This is a genomic window from Streptomyces sp. 147326, assembly GCF_045000215.1.
Classification (GTDB): Bacteria; Actinomycetota; Actinomycetes; order Streptomycetales; family Streptomycetaceae; genus Streptomyces.
This window is the reverse complement of sequence record NZ_CP134201.1, coordinates 822662-836124: the sequence shown is the minus strand read 5'-3', so window position 1 is coordinate 836124 and position 13463 is coordinate 822662. Positions and strand designations below refer to the sequence as shown.

Here is a 13463-nt window from a genome sequence, read left to right as displayed (position 1 = left end):
CGTGGGCCCGCCCGCTGTTCGCGGCAGGCCCGCCCAACAGCAAGGAGGACTGATGTCGCTCCACCGGAAGGACCGGCCGAGCCGGCGCGTGATCGGCCAACTGCTGGCCTCCGCAGTCTTGTTGACTGTGGCCTTGTTGGACGTTTCCGGGGCTCATGCCGCCGCGGTCCACTCCAAACCGAACCCTGACTGGAACGCCATCGCCCGGTGTGAATCCGGCGGGAACTGGCGGGCGAACACCGGCAACGGCCACTACGGCGGATTGCAGTTCACCCAGTCCAGCTGGAAGGCTGCGGGAGGCCGCAAGTACGCACCGCGCGCCGACCTCGCCACGAAGTCGGAGCAGATCGCGACGGCGCGGAGACTCGCCAAGATCCAGGGCATGGGAGCCTGGACCTGCGCACGCCGCCGCTGAAGGCCCACGCGCCGACAGGGCGGCGGGGCCGCCCTGTCGGGGGCGGTCCCGGCCGGAGGCGCCGAAGGTCAGCAGGTGTTGCCGACCGCGTCCATCTTCCCGCCGAACCGGCCCTGGTAGTTGGAGGCGTAGTCGCCGACCCGGACCGGACGGCAGTCCTTGCCGGTCGCCCAGTCGATGAAGGCTCCGGTCCTGTTGGCCCGGAAGGAGCCGACGTGATCGACGAACTTGCCGGGCAGGTCCACGTAGCCGCCGCGCCATACGTACACGTCGCCGGTCCCGTCCTGGAAGCGCCACAGGCAGATGGCATTGCTCGGGCAGGCGGGCAGGGCCTGCGCCGTTGCGGGGGAGCCGAAGGTGGCCAGTACGACCGTCCCGGCCATGAGCAGGGTGCGCACGGTACGAGCCCTCATGTGCTTCTCCTTCGCGACGTCGGATCCCCCATCGTCCTCTCCCGCGCGCGGCCCTGGGAAGACGGCCTTCCCGGAGCGGGACTGGATCAGGGGGCCGGGTGGCGTGGCGCGCTGGCCACCCCGGACTTCCGGCCGCCGAGCTCGGCGTCGAGGGTCTCCTGGGCGATGCGCATCGACTCGGCGTACTTCGGCTCGGACAGCCGCTGCCAGGCCCGGTCCGGTGCGACGTCCTCCACTCGGCTCGTCACCCACCAGATGTTGCCGAACGGGTCGCGCACCCTGCCGCCCCGGTCCCCCCACGCGCTGTCGGTGGCCCCGGTGATCACCGTTGCCCCGTGCGCCACGGCGGCGGCCATGGCGGCGTCGGCATCGGGGACGTAGAGGCGCAGCAGCGCGGGCATCACGGGCCAGTCGGGCCTGCGGTCGAAGGCCAGGACGACCGTGTCGCCGACGCGGATCTCGCCGTGGCCGATGGTGCCGTCCTCGAGCGGCACCCGGGCGATCTCTTCGCCGTCGAAGGCCGCGGTGATGAAGTCGAGCAGCGCGCCGGTGTCGTCGGTGACGACCCACGGTGCGACGCTGGTGTAGCCCTCGGGCGCGGTGTGCTTCATCGGGCCGTCCTCACTGCCGGTACTTGCTGACGCGACGACAGTACGAGTGAACTAGGCCAGATTCCGTCCTAGAGGCGCCGTCCGCCGGGCGTGGCGCGATCGGACGGCGTCGGTTGCGATCAGGTGCGGCGGTGCTGCTGGTCGGCGTCGTCCTCGGGCGTCTGCCAGGAGTCCTGCCGGGCCCGTGCCTGAGGGCTTTGGTCGGCCGACCGGGCCCCGGGGTCCCTGCGTCGGGCAGTGCGCCGGGACCCGTACCAGAACGCGGCGATCAGCAGCGCGGCCACGAGCACGCCCGCAACGATCAAGAACAGAGATGAGGAACCGGCAGCCGCGAGCGGCACTGAGGTGAACATGTGCTGCGCTTACCCGGGATTCCGAACCTTGCACAGGACGCAGCCCGCGCTGCGGGCACCGCATCAGGCGCGGTGGGCCCCGGTGAGGTGCGCTTCCGTTCCACGGCTTCAACCCTGACGGACGGCCATGACCGGACGAGGGGGTATCCCCTCCGGTCAGGGCGGTGGGTCCTGGGGTGCCACCACGGTGAAGAGCGCCCCGTCGGGATCGGCGAGGACGATCCACCGGCTCGTACTGGACGTCTGTACGGGGGAGGCGGTCCTGCCGCCCTGCCGGGTGGCGGCCTCGACCGCGTTCTCGAGGTCCGGCACGCGGAAGTGGACGTGCCAACGGGGGCGCACCTCGGGGTCGGGTGCCGCTTCGAGGGCGCCGCCGCTGATGCGGGCGACGGTGTCGTGGCCGTGGCGCAGGACGACGTGGGCGTGCTCGTAGGAGACCGTGCAGCAGGCCGGCCGTTCGCCGCCCCAGTCGAGGACCTCCCCGTAGAAGATGGCCGCGGCGAACGCGTCGCGCGTCCGCAGTTCCAGCCAGGCCGGGGCGCTCCCCCTGCCGACGGACCAGTCGGGGACGACCTCGCCCTGCCAGAATCCGAAGACGGCCCCGGCCGGATCCGCCGCCAGGGCGGCTCGCCCGGTGCCGAAGGCCAGCGGACCGACCGCCATGGTGGCGCCGCGTTCGCGGATCCGTGCGGCGGTCACGTCGGCGTCGTCGACGGCGAAGTACGGCGTCCACACCACCGGCACGCCAATACTCGCGCCCAGGGCGCCGACACCGGCGACCGGAGCCCCGTCGCGGAAGGCGACCATGATGCCGTGCCCGAGGTGCGTGGGACGGAATTCCCAGCCGAGTACGGCACTGTAGAACCGCTGGGCGGAGCCGAGATCCCGGGCCAGCAGGCTGACCCAGCACGGGGCACCGAAGATCTCGTGGCTCGATGTCGACACAGCTGTCAGCCTCATCTGCCGCTCAGGGGGACCGGGACCCTTCCACCGTAGACCCGGGCACGGCGCCGGGCCGTGAGCCGCCGTTCGAACCGAGCCGGTGGGCGCGCCGCACGCGGTCACCGGCTCGGCCCCTACGCGCGACGCGGTGCGACGACGTGGGTGCGACGACGTGGGTACGCCGTACGCCGTACGCCGTACGCCATCCGAGACGGGCGGGCGCGTATCTCCGTCTGATCCTCCGAAGATCGACGTGATTCCGGATGGGGAGCGTGTGACGGGGCAGCCGCCCAGTCTCACCAGTTCACCCGAACCCCGGAGGTATGCGGTGTCCAGTACGACTCTGACCACGGCCACCCTGCCTGCCCGCTTGATCGCGCTGCCGGGTGTCTACCGGCCGCAGGCGGATACCCGCCTCCTCGCGGAGGCGCTCGCCGACGAGGAGATAGGGCCGCGGACGGACGCGCTGGAGATCGGTACCGGCACCGGTGCCCTGGCCCTGCACGCGGCGGCCAGGGGAGCCCGGGTCACCGCGGTCGACGTCTCCTGGCCCGCCGTGGTCACGGCGCGGCTGAACGCGCTGCGCCGGCGGCTGCCCCTGCACGTCCTGCACGGCGACTTCGCCGCGCGGACCGCCGGGCGCCGCTTCGACCTGGTCGTCGCCAATCCGCCGTACGTCCCCGCCCCGGCGGCCCGGCTGCCGTCGCGCGGGCCGGAGCGCGCCTGGGACGCCGGTCCTGACGGGCGCGGGGTCATCGACCGGATCTGCGCGAGCGCCCCGGAGCTGCTGCGTCCCGGCGGCGTGCTGCTCCTGGTGCACTCGGGAATGTGCGGAGCCGGGACGACCGTGGACCGGCTGACCGGGGCGGGGCTGGCGGCAGGGGTCGTGGCGAGGGCCTCCGTGCCGTGGGGCCCGGTCCTGCGTTCGCGAAGGGCCTGGCTGCAGGGCCAGGGCCTGGCAGGCGGAGCCGACGAGTGGGAAGAGCTGGTGGTCGTCCGTGCCCGGTACCTCTGAGCCCAGTACCTCCGACAACGCCCCGGCCCCGCCGCCGGTGCCCGCCCCCGGGCCCCCGGCCCCGGTGCCCGCGCCCGCGCGCCGCGTGTCCGTGGACCCCGAGGGACCGGTCCTGGTGGAGGGGCCGGTCGAGATCCTCCTGGACGACGGCACGGTCGCCCGCTCGGACCGTTTCATGGTCGCGGTGTGCACCTGCCGCCGCAGCCGTACGTACCCCTGGTGCGACACCAGTCACCGCCGTCGCGAGCGGGTCGGCCCGCCGCCCGAGGACAGGACCCCGCGATGACCCTTCCCAGCCCCGGCGCCACGGCGACCGCCCCCGGCCCCCGCCTGGCCGAGGGGCGGGGCCCGCTGTCCGCGGCCGTGGCCGAGGCCCTGAGCTCCGGCGGCGCGCCCGCGTACGCCACCGGGTCCGTACTGAAGGCCGACCCGTGGGGTGAGGACCTCCAGCTGGCGCTCTACCTCCTCTACGAACTGCACTACCGCGGCTTCGAGGGCGTGGACGACGAGCGCGAATGGGACCCGGACCTGCTGCGGCTGCGCCAGGCCCTCGAAACCCGCTTCCTCCACGCCCTGCGCACCGACCTGTCCGACGCTCCCCGATCACGATCGGTCGAGGAGGCCTTCGCCCCGCTGCTCGTCGAGCCCGTCGACCTCTCCGGCAGCCTCAGTCACCGTCTCGAAACCGGTGGAGAGCTCTGGCAGTTGCGTGAGTACGCGGCCCTGCGCTCCCTCTACCACCTCAAGGAGGCGGACCCGCACGCCTGGGTCATCCCCCGGCTCACCGGACGGGCCAAGGCCGCCATGGTCGCCATCGAGTACGACGAGTTCGGCGCCGGCCGCGCCGACCGCATCCACGCGGAGCTCTTCGCGGACCTCATGACCGACCTCGGGCTGGATCCCACGTACGGCCGGTACCTGGACCGGGCACCTGCGCCCCTGCTCGCGACCGTGAACCTCATGTCCCTCTTCGGTCTCCACCGGGCGTTGCGCGGTGCTCTCGTCGGCCACTTCGCATGCGTCGAGGTCACGTCGTCGCCCGGCTCCAGGCGCCTGGCCAAGGCCATGCGGCGCTGCGGAGCGGGACCCGCCGCCGAGCACTTCTACGCCGAGCACGTGGAGGCCGACGCCGTCCACGAACAGGTCGTACGCCACGAGGTCATCGAAGGCCTCCTGGCCGACGAGCCCGGCCTCGAGGAGGACATCGCCTTCGGGTGCACGGCGACCGTCCTGCTGGAGGACCGCCTCGCGACCCACATCGGCGAGGCCTGGGACCAGGGGCGCAGCGCACTGCGTTCGCCCCTGCCGGCACAGGCGAGCCCAGCCACCGAGCCTCACGGGAGGCGGACATGAACCGCGCAGCCCTGTTCGATGTCGACGGCACCCTCGCCGACACCAATCACCTCCACGTGGTCTGCTGGTGGGAGGCCTTGCGGCAGGCGGGCCACGACGTCGCGATGCACGACATCCACCGTGCCATCGGACTGCCGGGGGAGGACCTCCTGGCGCACCTGCTGGGCGAGGGCCGGGACGCGGGCGAGGACGACACGATCAGCGCCGCGCACACCACCCTCTACGGCACGTATTTCGACCGGCTGCCCGCGTTGGACTCGGCGGCCGAGCTGCTGCGGGAGGTGGACCGCCGGGGTTGGCGGGTCGTGCTCGTGACCTCCGCGAAGGACGCCGAGCTCGGCGCGCTCAGGCAGGCTGTCGGCGCGGATGACGCCATCACCGCTACGGCGAGCTCCGACGACGTGAGCGAGGGCAAGCCCGCACCCGATCCGGTGCTCCACGCCCTCGGCCTGGCCGGTGCCGCCGCGCGCGACTCCGTGTTCGTCGGCGACACCGTGTGGGACATGCGGGCGGCCTCCCGGGCCGACGTCGCGTGCGTCGGGCTGCTCTGCGGAGGCATTCCGCGGCGCGACCTCGAAGAGGCCGGGGCGCGCGCCGTCTACCAGCACCCCGCCGACCTGCTCGCACACCTCGACAGCAGCCCGTTCGCCGAGGGCGGGCGTCAGGCGGGGTGACCCGGCGGGATGTCGTCGGCGTCGCTGTAGCGCAGCAGCTCGACGGCGGTCCCGTCGGTCCCGTCGTCCCCCGGCGGGCCCTCCTCGACCGGTGCCAGGAGGAAGCCCACGTGGTCGCCGCCCTCGATCCGCCCCTCGATCTTGCCGACGAACCAGGTGCGCACCTCCGCCAGCACCGGACTGCCGTGACTGCTGGGCCGCCACGAGACCCGCGCGAACTTGTCCACCCGGTCGCCGGTCTCGCCACCGAACAGCTCTGCCAGCCCGTGCTGGTCCCGGCGCAGTACGTGCACCGTGAGGTACGGGGCTCCGCGCGCCACGCGGTAGGTGTGATTGGCCGTGGACAGCCACACGACGAAGCGCGGCGGCCGGATCGAGCACTGGGAGGCGAACCCCACCAGGCACCCCGAGCGCTCCTCACCGGCCGCGACCGTGACCACGTACATCGGCCCGTCCAGTACGCCGGTGAAGGCATCCAGCCCGGTCTTGGGCATGACCACTCCTCTCACCGGTGGGCGACTACCCGGCCCCACGCATCCGAACCGGACCGCACTGCTTGAGCCGTGATCTGCCGGGTAGGCGCAGCGTGTACGAGATCCGTGCACGACAGCCGTGTACGACATCCTCTACGAGATCTTCGCCGGTTGGCCGCCGGGCCGCGCGGGTTTGCCCCGCAGAGACAGGGGCAGCCGCGTGAATGAATCAGACGAGGCCCCGGAATGGAGGCCGAAACATGTCAACCAGCACACTCATCGCCGTCATCGCCGTCGCAGCGGTCGTCGTGATCGCGCTCACGGTCGCACTGTGGGCGATGGCGCGCCGACGGCACCTGCAGAACCAGTTCGGACCCGAGTACGACCGCACGGTCGAGGCGGAGGGCGGCCGGAGGGCCGCCGAGCGCGAGCTACGCGCCCGCGAGCAACGCCACGACAAGCTGGAGATCAAGGAGCTGCCCGCCGAACGGCGAGACCTGTACGCCACCGAATGGAGCACCGTGCAGGAGCATTTCGTCGACCGGCCGGAGGGCTCCGTCGAGGAGGCCGACGATCTGGTGGCGCGGCTGATGCGCGAGCGGGGGTATCCCACGGACGACTACAGCGGCCAGCTGCGCGACCTCTCGGTCGAACACGGCCGGACCCTGGAGCACTACCGGGCCGCCCACGACGTCAAGGTGCGCAGCGCCGACCAGCGGACGACCACCGAGGAACTCCGCGGGGCGATGGTGCACTACCGCGCCCTGTTCGACGACCTGCTGACTGACCAGAGGAGCCGGTGAGATGCGTAACCACGAAAGCAACGAAGAACGGGTCGGCGACGCCGGCCTCACGACGGAGGACATCGCCCATCAGGTGCCGGCTTCGGACTCCGGCACGAACCGCGGGTTCGACGACGAAGGTGGCGCGTCGGCCGACGGCCGGACGCCGCCCCTGTACCCGGGGGAGGCCACCGCGGGCGCCGACGAGCCCGAGACGCTCGAGAACGGCGACGACCGCCCTGCGGACGGCACGGATCGCACGGCGGGGACCGGCACCGCGGACGCGGCCGACGGTGTCGACGAGCCGCTGCTCGGTGCGGAGGACACTGCGGACTACCGCAAGGCGTGGAGCGAGATCCAGGGCCGGTTCGTCGACGACCCGCAGGAGGCGGTCACGTCGGCGGACGCTCTCGTCGCCGAGGTGATGCAAACCCTCGCCCGTACCTTCTCCGACCACAAGCAGGGGCTGGAAGGGCAGTGGGGCCAGGGCGAGCAGGTCGCGACCGAGGAACTGCGGCTGGCGCTGCAGCACTACCGGTCGTTCTTCAACCGACTCCTCAAGACCTGACCCGTGTCCGTGCCCGACCTGACGGCGGAGCCCTCGGGCTCCTCCCGGCCCGCTACCAGGCATTGCGGGACGCGCTGAAGCGGCTACAGCGTGGCGGTGGTCAGGTATCGCATCCGGGACGCTCGTCGGGGGGCAGCAGGTCCTTGGCCCTGCGCTCCATCAGGACCGGAAGGTAGGTGCGTACGCGTGCGTACCTGAGCTCTTCGTACGCCGTCTGTACCGAGCTGCGCACGAGCCCGGCGTCCAGTTGAGGGTGCTCCTTCATCAGCCGCTCGGCGACATGGCGGATGGCAAGGGCATCCTCCGACTCCGTCATCAAGCACCTCACCCTTCCGTCGGGGACCGCCTTCACCAGTCTCGCGGAGCGGCCCCCGGCCGGGAAGTCGATCTTCCGTCGTTCTGCCAGACCGCTGGTGGTCCCCATCGGCTGGAACCCGCCGCGCGGCCCCCGCGCCGGGCCGGAGGGCGATTCCGCGCTCCGGGTCGCCCGGCGGCGTGCCGGAGCGCAGGATGGAACAGGTGATGACGGTGTTGGTGGTCGGCGTGCCCGACGGCGAGCAGCTGGAGCTGTTGCGCTCGGGCATCCAGCGCAACCCGCACTTCCGGGTCGTGTCGCATGCCCACGACCCCGCCGTCGCGCTCGCGCACGCCCGCGTCCTGCTGCCCGACATCACGGTCATGTCCCTGCCCGCCGGGCTCGACCGGCTCGACGCGGACCCGGACGTCCTCCGCGTCTTCCACGGGGTGCGCACCCTGGACCCGCCGAGCGGTGTGGTGCTGCGGACGGCCGCCGCCCGTGTGCCCCGTGCGGTATCCGTTCTCGAGGCCGAGGGAGCCGTCCACGTCGTGCGCGAGGGGGACGCCGACGCCCTGATGCGGGCCCTGCGCACGATCGGGTTCCGCCGGGCCAGCTGCGACCCCGACGAGATGCCCTGACCCCGACGGCACGGCCCGAGCAGGTTCCGCACGCCCGGGACTACGCCGATCACGAACCGCTGGGCGTGGTCGGACACCCCACCTCCGATTCCCTCCAGGTCGTGTACTTCCACGACACGGCCCAGACCAAGACGACTTCACTGGCGGCTCACCGTGCGGGTCACGCCAAAGTGGTTCCCGTCCAATCCCCACCAGAGCAGGCCGGGGCCCGAGATCCTGCGGACCCGAGTGTCGCAGGACGGGACGACGGCGGACGCGGAGCTGTGGATCCCCGTGGAGCGGACACCGGTCTGAGCGAGGGCGTGCGGCGGCCGGGCCGCCGCACGCCGGACGCGCCGCTCGCCTCCGCGGGCGGCTGAGGGCAGCGGGTCAGTCCTCCTGTGCGTGCTCGGTCCAGGTGCGGAGCTTTTCCGGGTTGCGGACTGCCCAGATGCGGGTGATGCGGCCGCCGGTGAGGCTGAACGCCGCCACGGTGACGGTGATGCCGGAGTGCTGGGCGACGAGGCCGGGCCGGCCGTTGACCGTGCGTTCCAGGAGGGTCAGCCCGGGTGCCTTGTCGGCGATGTGGATCAGGTACTCGGCGATGCGCGCGCTGCCTTCGACCGGGCGCAGGACGGTGCCGACCAGGCCGCCGCCGTCGGCGGTCATCGTGGCGCCGGGGTCGAGGAGGTCGACGAGTGCCTTGATGTCCTTGGCCTCCCAGGCCTGTTTGAAGTCCCGTACCAGGCCGGCCTGCCCGGCCGCGGGAGCGGCCGGGGTCTGCGCGGCGTGAATGCGCCGGCGGGCCGAGGATGCGAGTTGCCGGCAGGCCGCGGGTGTCCGGCCGACGATCTCGGCGACTTCGGCGAAGGGGTAGCGGAAGACGTCGTGCAGGATGAACGCCACGCGTTCGGCCGGGGTCATGGATTCCAGTACGACGAGGAAGGCCATGTTCACCGATTCGTCCAGGGTGATCCGGTCGGCGGGGTCGGCCGGTTCGGCGCCGCCGCCGCCCGCCCGTCCGCTGAACCACTCGGTGCGGTCGGGCAGCGGCTCGGGTATCCATGCGCCGACGTAGCGCTCGCGCCGGGCCCGTGCCGAGCCGAGCATGTCCAGGCAGACGCGGCTGGCCACCGTCGTCAGCCAGGCGCCGGGTGCCTCGATGGCCCGCTGCTGTTGCCGCGACATCGCGTACCAGCGGGTATAGGTCTCCTGCACGGCGTCCTCGGCCTCGGCCAGCGAACCGAGCAGCCGGTAGGCGAGGTTGATCAGCTGGCGCCGCTCGCCGACGACCGCGCTCAGGTCCGGCTCGGACCGCTCGTGCCCTGCCTCGGACGGGGTGCCCACGGGGGTGTTCATGGTCGCGACCGCTCCCTGCTTCTTCTGGTCCGCTTCGGCTCTCGACACGTCGACGAAACACCGCACCGGAGTGTGAGGCCGGCGCCCCGCCTCACATTTCGCGGCCCTGTGTCGTCGGACCGACGAGACACTACCGATCCACCGCCGCAAGGCAGATGAGGGGACCGCGTCATGGCCACGCAGACGACGGCAGTACAGGGCAGGATCACGTTCCCGCAGGTCGCGATCGCCCTGCAGGCGGCGGCCATCTTCTTCCAGGCGGCAACCGCCGGACTCCTGCTGTCCTCGTCCCACGGCGAGGTGCTGCACGGCGTCGGAGCGCGCGTGATGTACGGCGCATCGATGCTGTACGTGCTCGCCGCGGTCCTGGCGTGGCGGCCGGGCGGCGGCTCGCCCCGCCCCATCCTGTACGCGTCCGGCTTCCTCGTCCTCGCCTCGGTGCAGGTGGTGCTGGGCATCGCGCGCGTGCCGTCGGTCCATGTCCCCCTGGGCGTGCTGATGTTCGGTCTGAGCCTGCTGGACCTGGGCCGGGTGCTCTCCGCCCGCCTGCCGGAACGTACCGGCAGGCGGGCGTAGCCGCCGCGGACGCGCCGGCGCCCTGCCCGCGGGGAACGGGCAGGGCGCCGGCGCACGGGGCGGGGAGCGTCAGGTGCCCAGGGCGGAGCCGCGCCACTGCTGGTTGGTGTGGCTCGGGGTGCAGTCCCAGATGCCGAGGCGGGCGCCGTTGCCGGTGGCCCAGCCCAGGGCGTCGAGGCACTTGCCGGAGTGGACGCTGCGCAGCAGGCCGCCGGGCAGCTGCTCCCACTTCTGGTTGGTGCCCTGGTGGCAGCTGTTGAGGCCGAGGAGGGAGCCGTTCTCGGTCTTCGCGTACTGCACGTCGAGACACTTGCCGAGCGCGCGGACCGTGCCGTCGGCCTCCGGCTTCCACAGCTGAGCCGAGGTGCCGTTGCAGTCGTAGAGCTGGATCGGGGTGCCGTCGGCGGTCTTGCCGCCCTTCACGTCCATGCACTTGCCGGAGTGCACGCCGACGATCTGCCCGGAGCCCGGGGGCGGCGGCGGGACGCAGTAGATCTCCAGGGTCACCTGGTAGTAGCCGCCGTTGCCGACGGGGGCGGCCACGGGGCCGGCCGAGCGGGAGCAGTTGGCCGCCGGGTAGCCCTCCTGCGTGGCCTGGGCGTACGCGCTGTTCCAGGCGGCGTCGGTGGCGATGTTGAGCGGGCCGTAGCCGGCGCCCAGGAAGTACTTGGGGGCGGTGGGGGCCAGCGCCGCGGCGGCGGGGGCGGCGGTCGCGGCGGGGACTGCCGTCGCGGAGGCCGTCGCGGAGGCCGTCGCGGATGCGGCCGCCGGTCCGGCGACGAGCGTCGAGGCGGCCAGGAAGGTCGCGGCCGTGGTCGACAGCCATCGAGCCAACTTCACGAGGGGTCCTTTCACAAGGGGACGGAACAGGGGAACCGCCGGGCCCGCGGTGGTCACGACCCTAGCCACGGGACGCCGCCGAGAAGTCTCACCGAGGTATCAACTCCGGCCGCCGAACGTCCTGTTCCGGCCGTGACGCGAAGTGATCACCCTGGGTATCGTTCCGGGACCGTGGAGACCATCGACGATCTCGCCCGGCTGAGGGCCGCCGTGCACACGCACGCCCTGGTCAACCTGACCGGCGGGCTGGGCAGCGGGAAGAGCCGGCTGGCCCGGCGGTTGCCGGTCGCGGCGGCCGTCGACCTCGCCGCGGAGGGCGGCCTCGGGGGATTGCGAAGGCTGGTGGCGGAGCCGGGCGGTCTGCTGCTCGTCGACAGCGTGGACGGGCCCGGCACGGCCGAGGCGGTCGCGGCGGCGCTGGACCCGGCCGGCGACGCGGCCGGGCCCGCCCCGTCCGGTCTGCTTCGGCCCGTGCTCCTGGTGAGCAGGCTTCCGCTGCGGGCGGCCGCCGGCTGGGGCGAGCGGGCCCCGGTGACCGTCGGGCTCGGCCCCCGGTCCGCGGCGGCCGTCGAGGCGCAGGCCCGGGCGGCGGGCGTCACCGACCCGGAGGCCGTGGCCCTCGTGGTCCGGCTGGCCGGCGGGGTGCCCCTGCTCGCCGACCTCGCCTGCCGAGCCCTGCACGCGGGGATCGCCCCCGACGCGCCCGGCGCGGCCGCCGACTGGATGGCCGGCGAGGTGCTGGAGCGGCTCGGGCGCGAACGGCCCGGGCAGCGCTGGCGCCACGCGCTGCGCCTCCTCGCGACCGTACGGACCGGGGACGAGCGGCTGCTGGCCGGCGGGCCGCGGCTGTTCGAGACCCTGGCGGGGCTGAGTCTGGTACGCCGGGAGCGGCTCGGGCTGACCGTCCGCGAGCCGTACCGCAGCCTGTTCGAGACGGCGTACCGGTGGCGCCGCCCCCAGGCGTACGAGGAGGTGCGCACCCGCGCGGCGGGCTATCGGCGGGCGCTGCTCTCCGAGCGGACGCCGGGGCCGCGGGAGCGGGCCGGACTGGTGGAGGAGGGATTGTTCCTGACGGGGGATCCGCTGGTGCGGACCACCCTCTTCCCACCGGCCGAGGAGTTCTCGCGGATCGGTCCCGCCCGGCCCGGAGAGGCCGACGACATCGGCCGGCTGATGCACCGGTGGGCGGTGCGGGGCGGCTTCGACGTGCGGCGCTCCGGGCGGATCGTGGAGCGCTGGCTCGACGGCGGTCCCGCCGCGTTCCGGCTGGCCCGGGACCGGGAGGGCCGGCCCGTCGGGCTCGCCGCGCTGCTGCCGGTCGGCGCGGACACGGAGGCGGGGATCGAGCCCCTGCTCCAGCAGCACGCGGCGGACCTGCTGGGCGGCCGCGGCCCCGGCGGGCTGTTCCTCGGGGCCGCGTACGGTGCGGATGCCGTGGTGCACGCGCAGGTCCTGCGGGACATCCTCGTGCAGGCCGTACGGGCCGGGCACCTGGTGGTGTCCACCGCCAGCCCCGACTACCAGGCGCTGCTGCACACCCTGAGCTTCCGGCCGCACGGCGGCATCCGCGACGACGTCTACCGGTGCGGGCGCCGGCCCGAGGTCTACAGCCACGACTTCGGCGCCGCCGGGCTGCCGGGGTGGATGGGCGCACTGACGCCGCCCGGGGCGGGCCGGCCGGCCGGGGGGCCCGAGGGACGGGAGGTACCCGGGCCGGACGTACCGGTGCGCGACGTACCGGTGCTGGTGGCACGGGCGCTGGCCCGGCTCGGCGACCCCGCGGAGCTGGCACGCAGTCCGCTGCTGGCCTGTCCCGGGATCGGGTCGCCCGCCGGGCTGCGGGCCTGGCTGCGGGACGCGGTGGCGGAGCTCGCCGCGGCCGAGGCTCCGGCCGACGCGGAGGCGGGGGCGATCCTCCAGGCGTACTACCTCGGCCGGTCCCGTACGCACCATCAGGTGGCCCGGCGGCTGCACCTGAGCCGGGCCACCTACTTCCGGAGACTGCGGCGCGGGCTCGCGCTCGTGGCGGCCCGGCTGCCGGTCCGTACCGGATGACGAGACGCGTGGCCGGCCCCTGGGACGGGGATGAGGACCGGCCATATCAGTGGCGGAATATGCACCTTAATTGGATCACGACATCGTGCTTGGATGGCGCCGCCACGGTAATTCGTTTA

The 13463-nt window shown here is 73.2% G+C and carries 18 protein-coding genes and 1 pseudogene; 11 read left to right on the top strand and 8 right to left on the bottom strand.

The window, feature by feature from the left end; translation table 11 throughout:
- Positions 1-52 precede the first annotated feature (52 nt).
- Positions 53-415, top strand: coding sequence for a transglycosylase family protein (locus RIU97_RS04065; protein WP_404953380.1), 363 nt, complete (start codon positions 53-55; stop codon positions 413-415).
- A 68-nt stretch (positions 416-483) separates the two neighbouring features.
- Here the strand turns inward: RIU97_RS04065 and RIU97_RS04060 are convergent, their stop codons facing one another.
- The 4 genes from RIU97_RS04060 to RIU97_RS04045 all read right to left on the bottom strand — a co-directional run bounded on the left by RIU97_RS04060 (position 484) and on the right by RIU97_RS04045 (position 2686).
- Positions 484-828, bottom strand: coding sequence for a peptidase inhibitor family I36 protein (locus RIU97_RS04060; RefSeq protein ID WP_404953379.1), 345 nt, complete (start codon positions 826-828; stop codon positions 484-486).
- A gap of 86 nt (positions 829-914) precedes the next feature.
- Positions 915-1439 (bottom strand): VOC family protein, encoded by a 525-nt coding sequence (locus RIU97_RS04055; protein ID WP_404953378.1) that lies wholly within the window; start codon positions 1437-1439, stop codon positions 915-917.
- Between the two features lie 119 nt (positions 1440-1558).
- The gene (locus RIU97_RS04050; protein ID WP_404953377.1) at positions 1559-1792 is read right to left on the bottom strand and encodes a DUF6479 family protein; all 234 of its coding nucleotides are present in this window, start codon (positions 1790-1792) and stop codon (positions 1559-1561) included.
- A gap of 156 nt (positions 1793-1948) precedes the next feature.
- Positions 1949-2686, bottom strand: a complete 738-nt coding sequence (locus RIU97_RS04045) for a VOC family protein (RefSeq protein ID WP_404962747.1) — start codon at positions 2684-2686, stop codon at positions 1949-1951.
- Positions 2687-3062: 376 nt separating this feature from the next.
- Between RIU97_RS04045 and RIU97_RS04040 the strand changes: the two genes are divergently transcribed.
- Genes RIU97_RS04040 through RIU97_RS04025 form a run of 4 tightly spaced genes read left to right on the top strand, consistent with a single transcriptional unit; the run spans position 3063 to position 5776 of the window.
- Complete coding sequence (locus tag RIU97_RS04040; protein ID WP_404953376.1) at positions 3063-3749, top strand: HemK2/MTQ2 family protein methyltransferase; 687 nt, start codon at positions 3063-3065, stop codon at positions 3747-3749.
- Positions 3733-4035 (top strand): CDGSH iron-sulfur domain-containing protein, encoded by a 303-nt coding sequence (locus RIU97_RS04035; protein ID WP_404953375.1) that lies wholly within the window; start codon positions 3733-3735, stop codon positions 4033-4035. Before RIU97_RS04040 ends, RIU97_RS04035 begins: the two co-directional genes overlap by 17 nt.
- Positions 4032-5102 carry an iron-containing redox enzyme family protein gene (locus RIU97_RS04030; RefSeq protein WP_404953374.1) on the top strand — a complete coding sequence of 357 codons (1071 nt, stop codon included), beginning with the start codon at positions 4032-4034 and terminating at the stop codon, positions 5100-5102. The genes RIU97_RS04035 and RIU97_RS04030 overlap by 4 nt, the downstream gene beginning before the upstream one ends.
- Entirely contained in the window at positions 5099-5776 is a 678-nt protein-coding gene (locus RIU97_RS04025) for an HAD family hydrolase (RefSeq protein WP_404953373.1), read from the top strand. The genes RIU97_RS04030 and RIU97_RS04025 overlap by 4 nt, the downstream gene beginning before the upstream one ends.
- Here RIU97_RS04025 and RIU97_RS04020 read toward each other — a convergent pair.
- On the bottom strand, positions 5764-6270 hold the full coding sequence (locus RIU97_RS04020) for a flavin reductase family protein (RefSeq protein ID WP_404953372.1): 507 nt from the start codon (positions 6268-6270) through the stop codon (positions 5764-5766). The genes RIU97_RS04025 and RIU97_RS04020 overlap by 13 nt on opposite strands.
- Positions 6271-6509: 239 nt before the next feature.
- Here RIU97_RS04020 and RIU97_RS04015 point away from each other — a divergent pair, with 239 nt between their 5' ends.
- Positions 6510-7052 (top strand): hypothetical protein, encoded by a 543-nt coding sequence (locus tag RIU97_RS04015; protein ID WP_404953371.1) that lies wholly within the window; start codon positions 6510-6512, stop codon positions 7050-7052.
- 1 nt (position 7053) lies between these two features.
- Positions 7054-7599: a hypothetical protein gene (locus tag RIU97_RS04010; RefSeq protein ID WP_404953370.1), complete on the top strand. Its 546-nt coding sequence runs from the start codon at positions 7054-7056 to the stop codon at positions 7597-7599.
- A gap of 100 nt (positions 7600-7699) precedes the next feature.
- Here the strand turns inward: RIU97_RS04010 and RIU97_RS04005 are convergent, their stop codons facing one another.
- The gene (locus RIU97_RS04005; RefSeq protein ID WP_404953369.1) at positions 7700-7915 is read right to left on the bottom strand and encodes a three-helix bundle dimerization domain-containing protein; all 216 of its coding nucleotides are present in this window, start codon (positions 7913-7915) and stop codon (positions 7700-7702) included.
- A 194-nt stretch (positions 7916-8109) separates the two neighbouring features.
- On the opposite strand from RIU97_RS04005, the gene RIU97_RS04000 reads away from it, so the two are divergent.
- Together RIU97_RS04000 and RIU97_RS03995 are read left to right on the top strand one after the other, a co-directional pair.
- Positions 8110-8535: a hypothetical protein gene (locus RIU97_RS04000; RefSeq protein ID WP_404953368.1), complete on the top strand. Its 426-nt coding sequence runs from the start codon at positions 8110-8112 to the stop codon at positions 8533-8535.
- Positions 8536-8700: 165 nt separating this feature from the next.
- Positions 8701-8829 (top strand): annotated as a pseudogene (locus tag RIU97_RS03995) (AraC family transcriptional regulator); the annotation flags it as partial.
- Between the two features lie 75 nt (positions 8830-8904).
- On the opposite strand, the gene sigJ reads toward RIU97_RS03995, so the two are convergent.
- On the bottom strand, positions 8905-9873 hold the full coding sequence (sigJ, locus tag RIU97_RS03990; protein WP_404953367.1) for an RNA polymerase sigma factor SigJ: 969 nt from the start codon (positions 9871-9873) through the stop codon (positions 8905-8907).
- Between the two features lie 171 nt (positions 9874-10044).
- On the opposite strand from sigJ, the gene RIU97_RS03985 reads away from it, so the two are divergent.
- A complete protein-coding gene (locus RIU97_RS03985) occupies positions 10045-10449 on the top strand; it encodes a hypothetical protein (RefSeq protein ID WP_404953366.1) in 405 nt (134 codons plus the stop codon).
- Positions 10450-10518: 69 nt separating this feature from the next.
- Here the strand turns inward: RIU97_RS03985 and RIU97_RS03980 are convergent, their stop codons facing one another.
- Positions 10519-11289: a ricin-type beta-trefoil lectin domain protein gene (locus RIU97_RS03980; protein ID WP_404953365.1), complete on the bottom strand. Its 771-nt coding sequence runs from the start codon at positions 11287-11289 to the stop codon at positions 10519-10521.
- Positions 11290-11460: 171 nt separating this feature from the next.
- Between RIU97_RS03980 and RIU97_RS03975 the strand changes: the two genes are divergently transcribed.
- A complete protein-coding gene (locus RIU97_RS03975; protein ID WP_404953364.1) occupies positions 11461-13344 on the top strand; it encodes a hypothetical protein in 1884 nt (627 codons plus the stop codon).
- The last annotated feature ends 119 nt before the right edge of the window (positions 13345-13463 follow it).

Excerpts from the sequence above, each read along its gene's own strand:
- RIU97_RS04065 (WP_404953380.1), top strand. The coding sequence starts at position 53 with ATGTCGCTCCACCGGAAGGACCGGCCGAGCCGGCGCGTGATCGGCCAA.
- RIU97_RS04060 (WP_404953379.1), bottom strand. The coding sequence starts at position 828 with ATGAGGGCTCGTACCGTGCGCACCCTGCTCATGGCCGGGACGGTCGTA.
- RIU97_RS04055 (WP_404953378.1), bottom strand. The coding sequence starts at position 1,439 with ATGAAGCACACCGCGCCCGAGGGCTACACCAGCGTCGCACCGTGGGTC.
- RIU97_RS04050 (WP_404953377.1), bottom strand. The coding sequence starts at position 1,792 with ATGTTCACCTCAGTGCCGCTCGCGGCTGCCGGTTCCTCATCTCTGTTC.
- RIU97_RS04030 (WP_404953374.1), top strand. The coding sequence starts at position 4,032 with ATGACCCTTCCCAGCCCCGGCGCCACGGCGACCGCCCCCGGCCCCCGC.
- RIU97_RS04025 (WP_404953373.1), top strand. The coding sequence starts at position 5,099 with ATGAACCGCGCAGCCCTGTTCGATGTCGACGGCACCCTCGCCGACACC.
- RIU97_RS04020 (WP_404953372.1), bottom strand. The coding sequence starts at position 6,270 with ATGCCCAAGACCGGGCTGGATGCCTTCACCGGCGTACTGGACGGGCCG.
- RIU97_RS04015 (WP_404953371.1), top strand. The coding sequence starts at position 6,510 with ATGTCAACCAGCACACTCATCGCCGTCATCGCCGTCGCAGCGGTCGTC.
- RIU97_RS04010 (WP_404953370.1), top strand. The coding sequence starts at position 7,054 with ATGCGTAACCACGAAAGCAACGAAGAACGGGTCGGCGACGCCGGCCTC.
- RIU97_RS04005 (WP_404953369.1), bottom strand. The coding sequence starts at position 7,915 with ATGACGGAGTCGGAGGATGCCCTTGCCATCCGCCATGTCGCCGAGCGG.
- RIU97_RS04000 (WP_404953368.1), top strand. The coding sequence starts at position 8,110 with ATGGAACAGGTGATGACGGTGTTGGTGGTCGGCGTGCCCGACGGCGAG.
- sigJ (WP_404953367.1), bottom strand. The coding sequence starts at position 9,873 with ATGAACACCCCCGTGGGCACCCCGTCCGAGGCAGGGCACGAGCGGTCC.
- RIU97_RS03985 (WP_404953366.1), top strand. The coding sequence starts at position 10,045 with ATGGCCACGCAGACGACGGCAGTACAGGGCAGGATCACGTTCCCGCAG.